General features: G+C 60.3%; 16 protein-coding genes. 15 read left to right on the plus strand and 1 reads right to left on the minus strand.

Translation table 11 applies throughout. The features are described from left to right. The first annotated feature begins 90 nt into the window (after positions 1-90). The 14 genes from gatA (at position 91) to tgt (ending at position 15327) form a co-directional block, all read left to right on the plus strand. Positions 91-1524, plus strand: coding sequence for an Asp-tRNA(Asn)/Glu-tRNA(Gln) amidotransferase subunit GatA (gene gatA / locus VMY05_09275; GenBank protein ID HUV31263.1), 1434 nt, complete (start codon positions 91-93; stop codon positions 1522-1524). A gap of 186 nt (positions 1525-1710) precedes the next feature. Then, positions 1711-3159 carry an Asp-tRNA(Asn)/Glu-tRNA(Gln) amidotransferase subunit GatB gene (gatB, locus tag VMY05_09280; protein ID HUV31264.1) on the plus strand — a complete coding sequence of 483 codons (1449 nt, stop codon included), beginning with the start codon at positions 1711-1713 and terminating at the stop codon, positions 3157-3159. Between the two features lie 6 nt (positions 3160-3165). Continuing rightward, positions 3166-3774, plus strand: coding sequence for a phosphoribosylglycinamide formyltransferase (gene purN, locus VMY05_09285; GenBank protein ID HUV31265.1), 609 nt, complete (start codon positions 3166-3168; stop codon positions 3772-3774). Between the two features lie 13 nt (positions 3775-3787). Beyond that, positions 3788-4672 (plus strand): phosphoribosylaminoimidazolesuccinocarboxamide synthase, encoded by an 885-nt coding sequence (locus tag VMY05_09290; protein HUV31266.1) that lies wholly within the window; start codon positions 3788-3790, stop codon positions 4670-4672. 1 nt (position 4673) lies between these two features. After that, on the plus strand, positions 4674-6245 hold the full coding sequence (gene purH / locus VMY05_09295) for a bifunctional phosphoribosylaminoimidazolecarboxamide formyltransferase/IMP cyclohydrolase (GenBank protein HUV31267.1): 1572 nt from the start codon (positions 4674-4676) through the stop codon (positions 6243-6245). Positions 6246-6381: 136 nt separating this feature from the next. Continuing rightward, complete coding sequence (locus VMY05_09300; protein HUV31268.1) at positions 6382-7134, plus strand: Calx-beta domain-containing protein; 753 nt, start codon at positions 6382-6384, stop codon at positions 7132-7134. A 200-nt stretch (positions 7135-7334) separates the two neighbouring features. Then, entirely contained in the window at positions 7335-7808 is a 474-nt protein-coding gene (locus VMY05_09305; protein HUV31269.1) for a DUF494 family protein, read from the plus strand. Between the two features lies 1 nt (position 7809). Then, entirely contained in the window at positions 7810-9015 is a 1206-nt protein-coding gene (gene coaBC / locus VMY05_09310) for a bifunctional phosphopantothenoylcysteine decarboxylase/phosphopantothenate--cysteine ligase CoaBC (protein ID HUV31270.1), read from the plus strand. A 29-nt stretch (positions 9016-9044) separates the two neighbouring features. Next, a complete protein-coding gene (locus tag VMY05_09315; protein ID HUV31271.1) occupies positions 9045-9845 on the plus strand; it encodes a uracil-DNA glycosylase in 801 nt (266 codons plus the stop codon). 14 nt (positions 9846-9859) lie between these two features. Next, entirely contained in the window at positions 9860-11290 is a 1431-nt protein-coding gene (gene dnaB, locus VMY05_09320; protein ID HUV31272.1) for a replicative DNA helicase, read from the plus strand. Positions 11291-11298: 8 nt separating this feature from the next. Next, the gene (locus VMY05_09325; protein ID HUV31273.1) at positions 11299-12081 is read left to right on the plus strand and encodes an ABC transporter permease; all 783 of its coding nucleotides are present in this window, start codon (positions 11299-11301) and stop codon (positions 12079-12081) included. Positions 12082-12090: 9 nt separating this feature from the next. Next, positions 12091-12843 carry an ABC transporter ATP-binding protein gene (locus tag VMY05_09330; GenBank protein ID HUV31274.1) on the plus strand — a complete coding sequence of 251 codons (753 nt, stop codon included), beginning with the start codon at positions 12091-12093 and terminating at the stop codon, positions 12841-12843. Next, positions 12840-14198, plus strand: a complete 1359-nt coding sequence (radA, locus tag VMY05_09335) for a DNA repair protein RadA (GenBank protein ID HUV31275.1) — start codon at positions 12840-12842, stop codon at positions 14196-14198. The genes VMY05_09330 and radA overlap by 4 nt, the downstream gene beginning before the upstream one ends. Then, positions 14191-15327, plus strand: coding sequence for a tRNA guanosine(34) transglycosylase Tgt (tgt, locus tag VMY05_09340; GenBank protein ID HUV31276.1), 1137 nt, complete (start codon positions 14191-14193; stop codon positions 15325-15327). Before radA ends, tgt begins: the two co-directional genes overlap by 8 nt. Before the next feature lie 9 nt (positions 15328-15336). Here tgt and VMY05_09345 read toward each other — a convergent pair whose 3' ends face one another. Continuing rightward, positions 15337-15954, minus strand: a complete 618-nt coding sequence (locus tag VMY05_09345; protein ID HUV31277.1) for a hypothetical protein — start codon at positions 15952-15954, stop codon at positions 15337-15339. Between the two features lie 326 nt (positions 15955-16280). On the opposite strand from VMY05_09345, the gene VMY05_09350 reads away from it, so the two are divergent. Next, entirely contained in the window at positions 16281-17774 is a 1494-nt protein-coding gene (locus VMY05_09350; protein HUV31278.1) for an aldehyde dehydrogenase family protein, read from the plus strand. The last annotated feature ends 141 nt before the right edge of the window (positions 17775-17915 follow it).

Genomic DNA, 17915 nt, shown 5'->3' on the forward strand with positions numbered 1-17915 from the left:
ATGCGCCCCGGCAGGGGCTTGCCGGTCAAACCAACTGCGCCGAAGGACTCTCCTCTTGCCCGGCCCCGGCAATCATCTATATTCGTCTTCATGACGCGGTACCAGGATCTTGCGGCCTCTGACATCGTTTCGCAGGTAGCCGATGGTCGGATGCGGGCCGTTGACGTTGCACGGCAGGCGCTGAAGCTGGCAGGGACCGAAGGCAGGCAACTGAACGCTTTCATCACTATCTGCGAAGAAAAGGCGCTGGTGCAGGCTGGACGTATTGACGAAATGTCGGTCGAGGCCAGGGCCGGGCTGCCGCTGTGCGGTGTGCCGGTGGCGATCAAGGACAACATATCCTGCACCGGTTATCCTACCACCTGCGGTTCCCGCATCCTTGACGGCTACGTTCCGCCATATGATGCCACGGCGGTCGGGCGTCTGATTCAGGCCGGAGCCGTGATCATCGGCAAGACCAACATGGACGAATTCGCCATGGGGTCGTCCAGCGAAACGTCGTGTTACGGTCCGGTGAAGAACCCTCTGGATCACTCGCTGACACCCGGGGGATCGTCCGGAGGTTCGGCGGCGGCCGTGGCTCAGGGCATTGTCCCGATAGCTCTCGGTTCGGAAACCGGCGGCTCCGTTCGGCAACCGGCTTCGTTCTGCGGCCTGCTTGGGTTGAAACCGTCGTATGGCGCAGTGTCCAGGTACGGGCTGGTCGCCTACGCGTCGTCGACGGACCAGATTTCACCGTTGGCGCGTAATGTCACGGATCTTGCCACGGTCTACCGCGTCATCTGCGGTCACGATCCTCACGACGCCACCTCGGCTGCATTCGACCACCCGGACTACCCGGCCCTACTTGAATCGGACCGGAAGTACCGGCTGGGCATCATAGAGGAATGCTTCGCCGAGGGACTCGCACCGGACGTCGAGAAGGCTGTCTCGCGCGCCGTTCGTGTGCTTCAGGGAGCGGGCCATGCGTTTGTCAAAATGTCGCTGCCGTCCACCGAGCACGCCGTGGCCGCCTATTACATAATCGCTCCCGCGGAGGCATCGGCGAACCTGGCCAGGTTCGACGGCGTCAGGTACGGGCTTCGCCGGGCAGGCCACGGATCAGTGGATGAGATGTACGCACGGACGCGCTCGGCGGGATTCGGCCCTGAAGTCCGCCGACGGATTATGCTCGGCACCTTCGCCCTCTCCTCCGGGTACTATGAAGCCTATTACATGAAAGCGTCCCGCGTGCGCGAACTCATTCGCCGTGAGTACGAGAATGCGTTCACGCAGGTCGATCTTCTGATCTCCCCGACTTCGCCGACGCCGGCCTTCAGGCTCGGTGAAAAGGCGGATGATCCGCTGGCCATGTACCTTTCCGACGTCTACACGATCCCGGCCTCGTTGGCCGGTGTGCCCGCCATATCCGTGCCGTTCGGCACGGCTGCCGACGGCCGCACTATCGGAATCCAACTGACCGCACCGCTGTTTGGTGAACTTTCACTTTTTCGGATGGCCGCTATCCTGCAAAGACACCTGTAGGCCGCACCGTGCGCCGTCCCTGACGACGCCCGCACTATCTCGGCCGGATATGGTTTGACATTGCCGTCTCGTGGCGTATATTGGCCGGTCAGAGCCAAAGGGCTGCCGGGCCGCACGGAAAAATCCTGCGGATGTGTGGCAGCGGCATGTCGACCACGTGATCCAAGTTCAGCGGGGGACGCGATATTGGCCGTATACGACGGATTCGAACCGGCTATCGGACTGGAAGTTCACGCACAACTGCAGACTGCGACCAAGATCTTCTGCGGATGCAAAGCCGCATACGGCGCGCCCCCCAACAGCCTGACCTGTCCGGTGTGCCTCGGGCTGCCGGGAGCGCTTCCGACTCTCAACAAAAAGGCCGTCGAGTTTGCCGCCATGATGATTCTCGCCGTCGGCGGCACCGTGCACCGGCGGTCCTCGTTTGCCCGTAAGAACTATTTCTACCCGGACCTGCCCAAGGGGTATCAGATTTCGCAGTATGAGCAGCCGGTCGGCGGCGGCGGTTCCGTCGCGTACCAGAGCGATAATGGCTCATTGGGTGTTTGCAGGCTGTCCGGAATCCATCTTGAAGAGGACGCCGGGAAGCTGCTTCACGGCGGCGAAAAAGAGGGCACGACGCGAATCGATCTGAATCGTTGCGGCGTCCCGCTGATCGAGATTGTGTCCGAGGCCGACCTGCGTTCCCCCGACGATGCATACAGTTACCTGCTTAAACTTAAACAGTTACTTCAATATGTGGAGGTCTGCTCCGGCGACATGGAAAAGGGACACCTTCGGTGCGACGCCAACGTCTCAGTGCGGGCGGTCGGGCAGGAGGGATACGGAACCCGGACGGAACTGAAGAACATGAATTCGTTCAAGGCTGTCCGGCAGGCCCTCAGGTTTGAAATCGACCGCCAGATTGACCTGTTGAAAGCCGGCGGGAAGGTAAAGCAGGTTACGCTTCTGTGGAATGAGAATGCCCGCCGGTCGGAAGTGATGCGGTCCAAGGAACTGTCGCAGGACTACCGCTACTTCCCGGAACCGGACCTCCCGGCGGTCGAGATCTCCGAGGCGTGGCTTGACGGAATCCGGCGTGCCCTGCCGGAACTTCCGGATGCCAGGGCATCACGATTCGTGCTCCGGTACGCTATCCGCGAATACGATGCCGCCGTCCTGACCGGCAGCCGTTCCTTGGCTGACTTTTTCGAGGCCGTGATGCAGTACTTTGACGACGGCCGGGCGGCCGCCAACTGGATCCTGACCGTACTGCTCGGCGGTCTGCGTGAGGCCGGACAGGAGATCGACGCCTGTCGGGTGAGGCCGGCACAGTTTGACCAACTCCTGGACTGTGTGAAAGACGGCAGGGTGTCAGGTACGGCAGCCAGGCAGGTTCTCGCCGAAATGATTCAGACCGGTAGCGACCCCGCGGCAATTATCGAGACGAAAGCGCTTGGCCAGATATCTGACCCCGACCGGCTGCTGCCCGTGGTTGACCGGGTGCTGGCCCGGTGCGACCGGGCCGTCAGGGAATACCGTGCCGGCAAGACGGCCGCGCTTAAATATCTCATAGGTCAGGTGATACGTGAAACCGACGGGCGAGCCAGGCCTGAGACGGTAAACGATCTGCTCGGGAAAAGACTGAAGGAGTAACGTCAGGTGAGTCAGGAGCGAGCGAGAATTGCGGTCTTTCTCTCCGGAGGGGGAACGAACCTTCAGGCACTTGTCGACGCTGCCAGGGCCGGCACGCTCTCGGCTGACATCGTGTGGGTGGTCTCCAGCCGGCGGGATGCTTACGGCCTGCAGCGGGCGGCGCAAGAGAACATTGAAACGTGTGTCTTCAAAGCGAAGAAGTATCCGTCACAGCAGGAGGCGGGCCGCGCCCTGCTGGCGAAGCTGCGCGAGCGCCGCATCGAGTACATCGCACTCGCCGGGTATCTCAAGCTGCTGCCCACGGAGGTGGTCAGGGCCTTCCGGAATCGTATTGTCAATATCCACAACGCCCTGCTGCCCAAATACGGCGGCAAAGGGATGTTCGGTCACCATGTGCATGAGGCCGTTCTGGCCTCCGGTGATAAAGAGTCCGGACCCACCATCCACCTGGTCGATGAACTTTACGACCACGGCCAAATCCTGGAGCAGGTAAAGGTCCCGGTCCTGCCCGGTGACACACCCGACACGCTGGCCGCCCGCGTGCTGGAACAGGAACACAGACTGTACCCCCGGGTTCTCCAGAAGCTCATTAAAGGAGAATACGCTCTTGACTGAAAACGACGTCATAATGTCCGTTGACATAGCCGAATACCCGCTGATGCGGCGCGGCAAGGTGCGCGACGTATATGACCTGGGCGACACGCTTCTCTTCGTCGCCACCGACCGGATCTCCGCGTTCGACGTCGTGATGCCCAATGGTATCCCCGACAAAGGGCACGTGCTTACCCGGATGTCGCTCTTCTGGTTCGATTTCCTTCAAAAGGTCGTCGACAATCACCTCGTTGCGGCAAACGTCGATGACTACCCGGGCGACCTGCACAAGTATCGCAGCGTTCTGGACGGGCGCTCCATGATCGTTACGAAGGCGGAGCGCGTTGACGTCGAGTGCATAGTGCGAGGGTACATCTCCGGGTCGATGTGGAAGGAACTGGTGGCGGCTCGAGAGCACGGGTCCAACGTTGTGCACGGTTTTTCCTTTCTGGCCGACCTGCGGGAATCGGAGAAGCTGCCCGAGACGCTGTTTACACCATCGACCAAGAACGATGAAGGCCACGATGAAAACATCAGCTTTGCGCTGATGACCGACCTGGTGGGTGAGGATACGGCCGGCCTCTGTCGGGAGAAAGCGCTGGCGATTTATGACCGGGCGGCTCAGTACGCCCTGTCGCGCGGTATCATTATCGCTGATACCAAGTTTGAGTTCGGGTTCAGGGAGGGCAGGTTTCTTCTCATTGATGAAGTCCTGTCGCCGGACTCCAGCCGGTTCTGGCCGCGGGACCAGTACCGGCCCGGCCGGTCCCAACCCTCCTTTGACAAACAGCCCATTCGGGATTATCTGGACAACCTGGGCTGGGACAGAAAACCGCCCGCGCCGGTGCTCCCGGAGGAAGTGGTGCGGGCATGCTCGGAGCGCTACCGAAGGGCCCAGCAACTCTTGACGGAGAAAAGATGACATGAGTGAGCTTATAAAGATCAAGCGCGCACTTGTTTCCGTGTCGGACAAGACAGGCGTGGTTGAGTTGGCCGGGGAACTGGAGAAGGCGGGCGTTGAAATCCTGTCCACCGGCGGCACCATGAAACTGCTGCGGGAAGCCGGGATCCACGTGATCTCCGTCTCCACCTTCACCGGCTGCCCGGAAGTGATGGATGGTCGCGTGAAAACGCTTCATCCCAAGGTCCACGCAGGGATACTGTGCCGCCGGGATAACCCCGAAGACATCAGAGAGCTTGCCGAGCTGGATTCAAAAGCCATTGACCTCGTCGTTGTCAACCTGTATCCCTTCCGTGAGACGGTCGCCCGGCCGGACTCGACCCATGAAGACGTCGTTGAAAACATCGACATCGGCGGTCCCTCAATGCTGCGCTCGGCGGCCAAGAACTACGCGGGCGTGACCGTAGTCGTGGACCCGTCACTGTACGCAGACCTGCTGTCGGAACTTGCGACCAATGACGGTGCCACCAGCCTGGAGTTCCGGAGGCGCTGTGCGGCACGGGCTTTCGCCGTGACGTCGGTGTATGATACGGCCATTGCCGGTTACTTCTCGGGTCTCAGCCGGAGCGGCAAGGCCGCGTTTCCCCGCGATATGGTCCTGTCGTACGTCCGACGGTCCGGACTTCGGTACGGAGAGAATCCGCACCAGGCGGCGTCTCTCTATGCCGATGACGGCTATCCTGGTCCCACGCTGCTGAGGGCCGAGATCCTTGGCGGCAGGGAACTGTCGTACAACAACTATGGTGACCTTGACGCCTGCCTGGACATGCTGCTCGATTTCTCCGAGCCCTTTGCCTGCGTTGTCAAGCACGCCAACCCGTGCGGCGCCGCCGTCGGCTCCACGCCGGCCGAGGCTTACCGCCTCGCCTACGAGAGCGACCCGCTGTCGGCCTTCGGTTCCATTATCGGGCTAAACAAGGCGGTCGATTTAGAGACTGCAGAACTGCTGCACGGCACGCACTTCGTGGAGTGCATTCTCGCGCCCGGGTTTGCACCCGAGGCCCTGAAGCTCCTCAAGAAGAAGCGGAACCGCCGGCTGCTGGAACTGGGTCAGATAGCGGCGGGACGCCCGGACGGCGGGAAGGTCCTTCGCTACCTGCGCGGCGGTCTGCTGGTTCAGGAGGAGGACACTCTGGAAACTTCCGAATCCGACCTCAAAGTTGTTACTAAACGCTCCCCGACGGCCGACGAAGTCGGCTCACTCCTGTTTGCCTGGAAGGTGGTGAGGCATACCAAGTCAAACGCTATCGTGCTGGCGAAGAACCGGGCCACGGTCGGCATCGGTATGGGCCAGACCTCGCGTGTGGATTCCGGCTTCATGGCGGTCAAGCGCGCCGGCGACCGTGCCGGGGGGGCCGTCATGGCCTCTGATGCCTTTTTCCCGATGGCCGACGGCATTGAGGTGGCTACGAATGCCGGGGTCACGGCCATCATCCAGCCGGGCGGTTCCAAGGGAGACGAAGAAGCCATCGCCGCGGCCGATCACGCAGGAGCAGCCATGGTCTTCACGGGTGTCAGGCATTTCAAGCATTAGTACGGTGCCTTTTTGCCGATATAGCGAAAGAAAGACCGGACACCGGATGGTTTTACGCCCTCCCGGTTCCGTTACGGGGGCGGACAGACGATTTCCTCCGCCCTGCAACAACCGCCAGATCGAATGTAGATCGCAAATGCCGCACAGAATTTTCAGAATGGTCCTGCCCGCGCTGCTGGTGACGGCGGTCGGATGCTCGGATGACGAGGAGTCGCCTTCTTCGCCCGGCGGAAACGACCTGCCGACCGTCTCCGTTAACGACCAGACCGTAACCGAAGGGAACACGGCGGTGTTTTCGGTGAGTCTCAGCTTTACCACCGGCGCCGACGTCGTTTTTCACTATGCGACACTCAACGGAACGGCCGTCGCCGGGAGCGATTTTGCGGCTATCCCCCTTATGACCGACACCGTCCCGGCGGGCGCACCTTTTGTCCCGGTTCTTATTGCCATCCTGGATGACGACGAAGTCGAGCCCGTCGAGTCGTTCAGCCTGGTGCTGAGCGGCGTGACAGGGGCTCGATTCGCCGATTCCATCGGTGTCGCCACAATCCTGGACGATGACGTCATGAGCTACGCGGCCGACGTGCGCGGTATTCTGACGGCGAGTTGCGCCCTGGTCGGGTGCCACGGGCAGGGCAGCAGTTCCGGCGGCATGACTCTGGCTCAGCTACAATATGACTCGGTCATGGTTGCCACCGGCACGAATACCGGTGGAAAGGTCGTTGTTGCCGGGAACAGCAGTGCCAGTACCCTGTATACCAAAACGCTTCCGACCGACGATCCTTTGTTCCCCTTTCCGAATCGCATGCCCCAGTCTCGGCCTCCTCTGACTGTCGAGCAACAGCACCGAATCCGCGACTGGATAGACCAGGGGGCGCGCGATAACTGAGAGCGCGAGCCGCCCCGCCGGAGGTCGGCAGGCTTCGCGCTCAGGCACCCGCTTCAGCCGCTATTGTCATCACCGGCAATGAGTTAACGACAAATTCTGCCTTTCCCCGGCAGCCGGCCGGAGCCCCTGCGCGATTCGATCTTGCATCCGGCTGTCAACGGTGCTATCTTGCCCCGAGGCAACGAACGGAAGGAGCGGTCTTGGACAACCGGATACTTGAAATTGTCTTCTACCTCATGGATTACCTGCACGAAAATCACGAACAGGCATCCAGCATCAGCGACGTCTCCCTTGATCTCAAAGGCCTCGGCTATTCCGATGAGGAGATCACGCGCGCTTACTACTGGATTCTCGATCACCTGCAGGGTGCCAGCGAACGGCTCTATTCATCGTTCCCCGGTGAGTGCCGGTCGACCAGAATCCTGACCGACCTGGAACGCTCCTACCTTTCTGCGGAAGCTCACGGATTTCTCATCAAGCTGGCCGGCATCAACGTAATCGATAGTGAACAATTCGAATCGGTTCTCGATCGCGTGGCGCTCTTCGGGCAGCACCCGGTGTCTCTTGAACAGCTCAAGTTCATTGTTACGGTGCTCGCGTTCGGTGCGCACACTGACATAGATAACCGGGTTCTCCTTGACGATGAATCCGATCCGCCGGCCTGCGTCAACTGACATGTCCCTGAAAGGCAAGAAGATCATTACGGGCATGACCGGGGGGATTGCCTGCTACAAGATTCCATACCTGGTCCGCTCTCTGGTGCGCGAGGAGGCCGAAGTGCGCGTGATTATGACGCCGAACGCCACCAGGTTCATCACGCCACTGACGATGGAGACGGTGTCGAACAACCCGGTCGCGGTGGAGATGTTCCCGGAAAACAGGTTCGTCTCCACGCACCATATAGATCTTGCCGAATGGCCGGATCTCTTTGTGATCGCTCCGGCCACGGCCAACTTTATGGGTAAGGTGGCCGGCGGAATTTGTGACGATCTTCTGACCACCGTTATCTGTGCGTCGCCGCGGCCCGTGATAGTGGCGCCGGCCATGAACCCCGGCATGTGGGACAACCCGGTGACCAGGAAAAATGCGGACTACCTCAAGCAATTGAAATATCAGATCATCGGACCGGCCGAAGGGGAGATGGCCTGTGATCACTGGGGCATCGGCCGCATGGTCGAACCGGATGCGCTCCTGAAAGCCGTCAAAGACTTCTTCAAGAAGACCTCAAAAAAAAAAGCCCTGAGCGGTAAGAGGGTTCTCGTAACGGCCGGACCCTGCCGCGAGCCGCTCGATCCGGTCCGCTTTCTTTCCAATCGCTCCTCCGGCAGAATGGGTCACGCCCTGGCCCGGGCAGCGGCCGAACTCGGCGCCGAGACAACGCTTGTTTCCGGCCCGACGGCACTGGATGCCCCGGTGGGTGTAGACTTCGTCTCGATCGAGACGACGGCGGAGTTGTTCAAGGCCGTGAGCCGTCGGTTCAAGCGGACGGATGTCCTGATCATGGCGGCGGCGCCGGCTGATTTCAGACCCGCGGCCGTAAGCTCTCAGAAAATCAAGAAGCAGCGTGCCGCCCTGTCGATGCAGCTGGAGCGCACGACCGATATTCTTGCCACCCTGGGCCTGAAGAAAAAGTCGGGACAGATACTGGTCGGCTTTGCCGTGGAAACGGAGAACGGTGAAGCCAATGCCCGCAGGAAACTTAGAGAGAAGAACCTGGACCTGATCGTGCTCAACAATCCGTGCGACGCCGGCGCGGCCTTCGAGCACGAAACAAATCAGGTCACGGTTCTCTCGCCCGGCCGCAGGGCCGAACGCTGGCCTCTGATGGCGAAGGATGCGTTGTCCGTAAAACTGCTTGAAAAAGTGGCCCGCATGCTGTAATATGCCCATCGATTACCCGACGAGAAATCATGCGAAAGAAACCGGCTAACTTGCAGGAGCTGTTCCGGCGGGCCCTTTCGTCCCAGATTGATCTCGGCATGGGCGAGGTCGTTCTGGGCGGCCGGCCGGCCCTCGGCCCGCGACTGCCCGAAGCCCTTGCCACTGCCAAGAAGAAGGTCATCCCGGCCGGCGAGGCAATCGAGGAATTCAGTCGGAACCGGATCGGTGACGGCGATGATCAACAGATGATGATATCGCTCTCCCAGGAGGCGTCGTACGGGTCGCTTGAGGAGCATTGCCAGGCCATCTGCGAATGCCAGCGCTGCGCTCTCGGCCGCACGCGCACAAAGTTCGTCTATGGGGTGGGCAATCCCCACGCCGACCTGATGTTTATCGGCGAGGCGCCGGGCGCCGAGGAGGACCGCCTGGGGGAACCGTTTGTGGGCCGGGCGGGAAAGTTGCTCGATCGCATTCTCGAAGCCATCCAGATGTCTCGTGACCAGGTGTATATCGGTAACATTCTCAAGTGCCGCCCGCCCGGTAACCGTGACCCGCAACCCGATGAGATGGCCCTGTGCCTGCCGTACCTGCAGGAGCAGATTCGCCTGATAGAGCCGAAGCTGCTGTGCCTGCTCGGACGGGTGGCGGCCCAGGTATTGCTCAAGACGACTACTCCGCTGGGCAAGCTTCGCGGCCGCTGGTTTGACTTTCAGGGCGTTCCGGCCATGGTCACGTACCATCCCGCGGCCCTGCTCCGATTTCAGGCGTACAAGAAAGACTGCTGGGCCGACATGCAAATGCTCAAGGCCCGCCACGACGAGTTGACCTGAGGAACGAACCAGCCATGGCGTATCGCACACAGTCACGGAAGCAGGACGCGCACCTGGAGCCGCCTCAGTCACTCGATGCCGAGCAGGCCGTCCTGGGATCTATCCTCAAGGATGCCGAGGCCATCAACAGTGTCATCGAAGTCATCGACAGCCCGCACCATTTTTACTCTCCACGGCACCAGATCATATACCAGGTTATGCTGGACCTGTACGGCCAGACGCAGCCGTGCGACATCACCACCGTCGCCAACGGTCTTGCCGGCAAGGGATCACTGGACAAGACCGGCGGAAGGGTCTATCTGGTCGAGCTTATAGAGCAGGTGGCGTCGACGGCCAACGTCGCGCGCCACGCCGAAATCGTTCTCGAGAAATCGATCCTTCGTTCGCTTATTAGTACCTCCGATGAAATCTCCCACAGCTGTTACCTCCAGGAACACCCCGTCGAGGAGTTGCTGGACTATGCCGAGGCGAACATTTTCGACATCTCCGAAAAGCGGCTGCGCAAGGGATTCGTGGCGGTGAAGGATCTGGTCCAGCCGACCTTCGAGCGGATAGAGGAATTCCAGCATTCCGGCACCGGCTTCGGCCTGCGAACCGGGTACGACGAGGTTGATGCGCTGACCAACGGTCTTCACAACGGCGACCTGATAGTAGTGGCCGGGCGACCATCAATGGGAAAGACATCGCTTGCCCTCAATATCGCCGAGCACGTGGCTATCGTGCTCAAGAAGGGGGTGGGCGTTTTCTCGGTTGAAATGTCCAAAGAAGCCCTCACGCTGCGTCTGATCAGCACCCGTGCCAGGATCAGCCAGCAACGCATACGCGCCGGCAAAGCCTCGGAAAAGGAGATGCATCGGTTGACACTGGCCGGCGGAACGCTGGCCGCGTCCGAGATCTTCCTTGACGATTCGGCTACGCTCTCGTCGCTGGAAATGAGGGCCAAGGCCCGGCGGCTCAAGGCGCAGCATGATGTCGGCATGATCATTGTGGACTACATCCAGCTAATGTACAGTTCCGGTCGGACGGAGAACCGCCAGCAGGAGATAGCCCTGATCACGCGCAGCATGAAGGCGCTGGCCAAGGAGCTGGACATCCCGGTGGTGGCTATCTCGCAGTTGTCGCGCCAGGTCGAGCAGCGCGGCGGTGACAAGCGCCCCCAGCTTTCGGACCTCCGCGAATCGGGTGCTATCGAGCAGGACGCCGACGTGGTCATGTTTGTGTATCGGCCGGAGTTCTATTTGTCGCCTGACGATCGCGATAATCCCAAGAACGAGGCAAAGCTGGGCGTGGCTGAAATCATCGTGGCCAAGCAGCGGAACGGCGAAACGGGCACGGTCAAGCTCCGCTGGTTCAAAGAATTCACCAAGTTCGAGAACCTCGAACGTCACCATCGCGAGCTGCCTCCGGGCGCTGAACCTGTCAGCGGGTCGGACGTGCCCTTTTAGGAGCGGGCATGCAGTATGGACTTACGACGGTCGTGGGCCGTCGCGGCGTCAGTCTCATTAACCGACTCGGTGGTCTGTCTCTACTGCTGTTCAGGTTTGCCACCTCGCTGAAAGACATTCCGCGTTCCCTCCGGCTAATCATCGAGCAGTTCTATTCGATCGGCGTGCGTTCTCTTCCACTGATCATCGTAATCTCCATTTTCATCGGGGCCGTGTCGGCGTGGCAGGCGGCCTATCAGTTCAAGTTCATCGGCGCGCCGCTTCGGCTTCTGGGGCAGGCGGTGGGTAAGGCCGTGGTGATAGAGCTGGCGCCGGTGTTATCCGCCCTTGTGTTTGCCGGTCGCGTAGGCGCCGGGATCACCGCCGAGATGGGCACCATGCGCGTCACGGAGCAGATCGACGCCCTGGATGCGATGGGTATCAACCCGGTGCGCTACCTGGTTCTGCCGCGCGTGCTGGCCTGCCTGATTATGGTTCCGATGCTGGTCATTTTTGCCAATTTCATTGCCATTATGGGCGGGTTGGTGGTGGCCGTGCTGGGGGTAGACATCTCGCCGGAAACGTTTCTCAACGGGTTCAAGGATTCGTTCAAGGTGAGCGATTTCCTGGGCGGGCTTACCAAGGCCGCCGTCTTCGGGCTTCTGGTCGGTCTGGTCGGTTGCCAGGAGGGCTTTCGCGCCGAAGGCGGGGCGGAAGGGGTGGGGGCGGCCACAACCACGTCTGTAGTGGTCTCGTGCGTACTGATTCTCGTGTTCAATTTCATATTCGCGATGGTGCTCTTCAGAATCTGACGGATTTCGATGGCCTATATACGGATTGACAACCTGGTCAAGCAATTCGACACTCAAACGGTGCTCGACGGCGTCAGCATGGACATAAACAGGGGCGAGTCCATCGTCGTCATCGGTCAGTCCGGATGCGGCAAGTCCGTGCTGCTCAAACATCTCCTCCGCTTGCTTACTCCCACCCGAGGGACGGTCGTTTTTGATGGTCAGGACATCTTCTCACTGAATCAGGCCGGGCTTGACGTGGTGCGACGCCGCATCGGCCTGCTGTTCCAGTCCGCCGCGCTGTTTGATTCGCTGACGGTGGCGGAGAACGTCGGTCTCGGGTTGAAGGAATCGCGACGTTACGCCAAACACGAAATACGGGACATCGTACAGGCGAAACTGGAGTTGGTGGGGCTGGCCTCCAGTTTCGATATGTATCCGGCGGAACTCTCCGGCGGCATGCGCAAGCGAGTCGGCCTGGCCCGGGCGATTGCCACCGATCCGGAGGTGCTGCTGTATGATGAGCCGACCACCGGCCTCGATCCCATCAGGGCGGACATGATTAACCGGCTGATTGTCGAGTTGAACCAGAAACTGCACGTCACCTCAATCGCCGTAACTCACGATATGAGGTCGGCCTACAAGATTGCCGACCGGATAGTCATGCTGTACGAGGGTAAGGTCGAGTTCGACGGCACGCCGGACGAAACGCGCTCGACGGACAACCCGATTGTCCGGCAGTTCATTACCGGTCAGGCCGAGGGCCCGATTCAGGTAGGATGATACGAGGAGAACAAAAGCTCAAGACCGCGTACTTCTGCTCGCGGTGCGGTGCCGCACATCCCAAGTGGCAGGGGCAGTGCCGGGAATGCGGCGCGTGGAACAGCCTTATCGAGGAGCGCGTGGCCGCACGGAAGAAGACGAACGCGGCGAGTTCATCCGCCGAGGCGGTCAGAATGACGGATATCACCGATCCGCTGGTCAGGGGGTACCAATCGGGTATCGCCGAGTTTGATCGCGTCCTCGGGGGCCAACTGCTGCCCGGAATGACCGTGCTCGTTGCCGGAGACCCGGGCATCGGCAAGTCGACCCTCCTGTTGCAGGTGGCCGAAGCTTACTCGCGTCAGGGCACACCCGTGCTCTACGTTACGGGCGAAGAATCCCTTCCTCAGATCAAATCGCGTGCCCGCCGCCTGGCCGTAACCGGTGAGAATATCGACGTTGTTAATGACACTTCGCTCGAGGCTATTCTCGCCGTCGCCGAAAAAGGACGGTTCGGCGTCGTGCTGGTGGATTCCATCCAGACCGTCTCCTGCGCCCAGTTTGCCTCACCCCCGGGCACTGTAGCGCAGGTGCGTGAAGCGGCTGGCGCCCTTATCGCCATGGCCAAGGCGAGCGGCAAGTCACTCTTCCTGGTCGGTCACGTGACCAAGGACGGCATCATCGCCGGTCCGAAGGTCCTCGAACACATGGTGGACACGGTCATTTCGTTTGAGGGAGACTCGTCTCATTTGTACCGGGTGCTGCGCGCCACCAAGAACCGCTTCGGCTCGGTCCTGGAAATCGGCCTGTTTGAAATGACCTCCTCCGGGCTGGCGGAGGTGGCCAATCCGTCGTCCCTGTTCCTGGGCGAGCGGGCCGCATCGGGCGCCGTCGTGGCCGGCATCTGCGAGGGGACACGGCCGCTCCTGGTCGAGGTCCAGGCGCTGGTTACGTCCTCCAGCTACGGGACTCCGCAGCGCGTGGCGGGCGGCATCGACGGTAAGAAACTGTCTCTGCTGCTGGCTATCCTGGAAAAACGTTGCGGCTATCCCATGGCCGCCAACGACGTTTTCGTTTCGCTTGCCGGCGGCCTGAAAGTCTTTGAAACCGCTCTCGATCTGCCGGTTGTCACGGCCATTGTATCGTCGCTGAAGAACAGGCCGGTTGACCCCAAAACGGTGGTCATCGGCGAGATCGGGCTATCCGGCGAGGTACGGGGTGTCGCCGCCATCGATCAGCGCGCGGCCGAGGCGGCCAAGCTTGGCTTCACAACCGTGGTGCTCCCCCAGGCAAATCTGGCGCAGGTCGTCGGCACGTCGATCAAGCTTGCGGGAGTGAAAGACCTGCAGTCGGCACTGGATATCGTCCTTGGCTAGCGAGTCGATATTCACGCTCAGGGCCGAGGACGGCGGCGTACGCCGTGGCGAAGTGTCAACCGGCCACGGAGAATTCCAGACGCCCGTCTTCATGCCGGTCGGGACCTCCGGAACCGTCAAGGCGCTGACCTCCCGTGATCTCCACGAGATCGGGGCCCAGATCATCCTCGGCAATACGTATCACTTGTATCTCCGTCCGGGTCCTCACATCATCAAGGGGCAGGGCGGGCTGGCTGCATTTATGGGATGGCGCGGTCCGACCCTTACCGACAGTGGTGGATTCCAGGTGTTTTCCCTCAAGGACATTAACAGCATCACCGATGAGGGTGTGGAATTCCAGTCTCATATTGACGGCAGTCGGCACCTGTTCACGCCCGAGAAGGTCATGGAAATACAGCATACCATCGGCGCCGACATTATCATGGTGTTCGATGAATGCGTCCCCTATCCGGCTGACAGCTCGGCGGCCGCCCTGGGTGTGAAACGAACCTACGACTGGGCGCGGCGATGCCGGGCCAGGCTTTCCGAACTCAACCCGGACTCAGGCGGGCGGCCCGCCCTTTTCGGAATCGTGCAGGGATCGGTGTACAAGGACCTACGCAGTCAGTCGGCCCAACAGATTGTCGACCTCGACTTCGCCGGCAACGCCATCGGCGGGCTCTCGGTAGGGGAGAGCAAGGAAGAGATGGAGGCGACCCTGGCCCACACCATCGCGTACCTGCCCAAAGACAGGCCGCGCTACCTGATGGGCGTCGGGTACCCCGAGGACATTCTCATGGCCGTGTCATACGGCGTGGATATGTTTGACTGCGTGCTTCCCACGCGCAACGCCCGCACCGGTCAGGTGTTTACTTCTGAAGGTCCGCTCGTTTATCGCAACGCTGAGTTTGCGTCCGATGATCGGCCGCTCGACCCGAACTGCGACTGCCGCGTGTGCCGGACATACAGCCGGGCGTACCTGCGCCACCTGTATAACCAGTCGGAGATCACCGGCATGGTGCTGGCCTCGTATCATTCGAGCTACTTCTTCCAGAAACTGCTGCGCAATATCCGGAAATCCATCGAGGACGGCTGTTTCGAGATGTTTCGGAAGGAATTCCTCTGGACGTACCTGGCGGGCGACGGATAATCGGTCGGCCTAGAACCGGCTCAGCGGCAGAAGGTACCCAAAGGTCAGGCGGAAGCCGCCCGTGCGGATCGGTTGCGACCGGCGCGACCACTCGCCGGGGCCGTGCCGGCCCCACTTGATGAGATCCGTGCGCAGCTCCGTAACGCCCGCCTCGACTGAATAGGACTGTCGGTACCGCAGACCCAAGGTAATGCGATAGCCGAACTCCCGGGCCAGCTCGACGTCTACTACTTGCTCCTCGTCCAGCAGGGAGTCCGCCGAGGCGCTCGAGAGGCTGAACCCGCTAATGGCATATACGGCCCCCAGGCCGATATAGCCGGTCAGGTGGTTAGTTCCGCGATAGTAAAAGGTCTCCAGGGCAAAGGTTGTGGTGTGCAGGTCACCGTTGGGATACAGCCTGGAGTTCAGTTCGCCATATCGATAGTCCACGGCGCCCCGGATTACGAGCGGGTGTATGACCAGCATTTCGTAGCTGGCCGATAGTTGCGGCCCGACCGAGGTCACCCCGTTCGGGCTGCTCACACCGGCGGACAGATGGAGGTTGATGGCTGCCAGAGTGTCCTCTTCAACCGGGTTCAGAGGTGCTATCGGCAGACACATCCATAAAGCGACCAGCAGAACATACATGCTAATTCCTTGGCTCTCTATTAAGTAAGTACGTTCATGGTCACCAAAACTCCTAAGAAAATATAGGCTTAGAGCTGGAATTGGAATACGGCACGCCTCAGCAACGGCACTATGACTGGCACGTCCGTCGGTACAATATTGCTCTGCTCGGTGGCGCGTAATTCTTTGGCGTGCAAGGGAGAAATACCCTGTCCTGCTGCCGAAAGCGGTTGACAAGAATGCACCAGCACATATATTGAGCCCTTGTGCCCGATTCAGGTGCGGACAAATCCGCGCCTGCGGCGACGGACCAGAGCGGAAGTGCTATAGTTTATAGGGAGTTAGCCATGAGCGCCAGCCAGGTCTACAAGAACTTCATCAACGGAGAATGGGTCGAATCAAAATCCGGTGAAACCTTTGAAAACCGCAATCCGGCCAACACCGACGAACTGGTCGGCGTCTTCCAGAAATCAACACCCGAAGATGTGAAGGCTGCCATTGATGCTGCCGCCGAGGCGTATGAAAAGTGGCGTCTCGTTCCGGCACCGAAGCGCGGAGAAATTCTTTTCCGAATCGCTTCCCGGTTGCTGGATGTTAAGGAAGCACTGTCCCGTGATATGACCCGCGAGATGGGCAAGATTATCGCCGAAACGCGCGGCGATACGCAGGAAGCTATCGATATGGCCTTTTACATGGCCGGTGAAGGCCGCCGTCTGTTCGGCATGACCACGCCTTCGGAACTGACGAACAAGTTCAACATGACCGTGCGTCAGCCGCTAGGCGTCTGCTCCTTCATCACTCCCTGGAACTTCCCTATGGCTATTCCCGCGTGGAAGATGATGCCGGCCCTGATTTGCGGCAACACCGTCGTTATAAAGCCGGCTACGGACACCCCTCTTTCCGTGGTCAGCCTGGTCAGGATCTGTCATGAAGAGGGTATCCCTCGGGGAGTCGTCAACATGGTCACCGGTTCCGGCGGCACGCTTGGCGATGCGCTGATCGGTGATCCCCGGGTAAAAGTGGTGTCGTTTACCGGATCGACGGAGACCGGCCGCAAGGTGTCACGCGCCTGCGCGCCGAACTTCAAGCACTCCTGCCTGGAGATGGGCGGCAAGAACGTGCAGATTGTGATGGACGATGCCAAGCTGGAATTGGCCGTTGACGGCGCCCTGTGGGGGGCGTTCGGCACCACCGGCCAGCGCTGCACGGCTACCAGCAGGCTGGTCTGCCACAAGGACGTTGTCGGTAGGTTCGTGTCTATGCTTGTTAAACGTGCCCGGGAGTTGAAAATCGGCGGCGGGCTTGACGAGACGGTGCAGATGGGTCCGTGCATCAATCAGCAGCAGCTTGATACGATATTGAGCTACATAGAAGTGGGTAAGAAAGAGGGCGCCAGGATGGCTACCGGAGGTGAGAAGCTCACCGGCGGTGATTACGACAAGGGCTTCTTTGTCGGGCCGACCGTATTCACCGAAGTGACCCGCGACATGCGCATCTGGAAGGAGGAGATCTTCGGCCCGGTTCTCAGTGTGGGCACCTTCTCTACGCTGGAGGAGGCCATAGAGTTGGCCAATGACACCAATTACGGGTTGTCAGCCTCGATCTACACCCAGGATATCAACAAGGCCTATGTCGCCATGCGCGACGTCTACACCGGCATCTTTTACGTCAACGCCCCTACCATCGGCGCCGAAACGCACTTGCCGTTCGGCGGCGTCAAGGAGACCGGAAACGGCCACCGGGAGGCTGCCACGGCGGCGCTCGACGTTTTCAGCGAGTGGAAGTCCGTGTACATAGATTTCTCCGGCACCCTGCAGCGAGCGCAAATTGACACCGATTGAACCGCAGACCAGAACTGCTTTTCGTGACACGTCGGAAGCACACGCATATCCTGCGCACGAAAGTTGGAATACTTGACACGTTGTAAGTTCACGTTCGACCGTCGGCGAGGACATCGCCTCATGTATCTGATACTGTTCATC

Source organism: Acidobacteriota bacterium (genome assembly GCA_035529075.1).
GTDB lineage: Bacteria > Zixibacteria > MSB-5A5 > GN15 > FEB-12 > DATKXK01.

Excerpts from the sequence above, each read along its gene's own strand:
- gatA (HUV31263.1), top strand. The coding sequence starts at position 91 with ATGACGCGGTACCAGGATCTTGCGGCCTCTGACATCGTTTCGCAGGTA.
- VMY05_09290 (HUV31266.1), top strand. The coding sequence starts at position 3,788 with ATGTCCGTTGACATAGCCGAATACCCGCTGATGCGGCGCGGCAAGGTG.
- purH (HUV31267.1), top strand. The coding sequence starts at position 4,674 with ATGAGTGAGCTTATAAAGATCAAGCGCGCACTTGTTTCCGTGTCGGAC.
- VMY05_09300 (HUV31268.1), top strand. The coding sequence starts at position 6,382 with ATGCCGCACAGAATTTTCAGAATGGTCCTGCCCGCGCTGCTGGTGACG.
- coaBC (HUV31270.1), top strand. The coding sequence starts at position 7,810 with ATGTCCCTGAAAGGCAAGAAGATCATTACGGGCATGACCGGGGGGATT.
- VMY05_09315 (HUV31271.1), top strand. The coding sequence starts at position 9,045 with ATGCGAAAGAAACCGGCTAACTTGCAGGAGCTGTTCCGGCGGGCCCTT.
- dnaB (HUV31272.1), top strand. The coding sequence starts at position 9,860 with ATGGCGTATCGCACACAGTCACGGAAGCAGGACGCGCACCTGGAGCCG.
- VMY05_09325 (HUV31273.1), top strand. The coding sequence starts at position 11,299 with ATGCAGTATGGACTTACGACGGTCGTGGGCCGTCGCGGCGTCAGTCTC.
- VMY05_09330 (HUV31274.1), top strand. The coding sequence starts at position 12,091 with ATGGCCTATATACGGATTGACAACCTGGTCAAGCAATTCGACACTCAA.
- radA (HUV31275.1), top strand. The coding sequence starts at position 12,840 with ATGATACGAGGAGAACAAAAGCTCAAGACCGCGTACTTCTGCTCGCGG.
- VMY05_09345 (HUV31277.1), bottom strand. The coding sequence starts at position 15,954 with ATGTATGTTCTGCTGGTCGCTTTATGGATGTGTCTGCCGATAGCACCT.
- VMY05_09350 (HUV31278.1), top strand. The coding sequence starts at position 16,281 with ATGAGCGCCAGCCAGGTCTACAAGAACTTCATCAACGGAGAATGGGTC.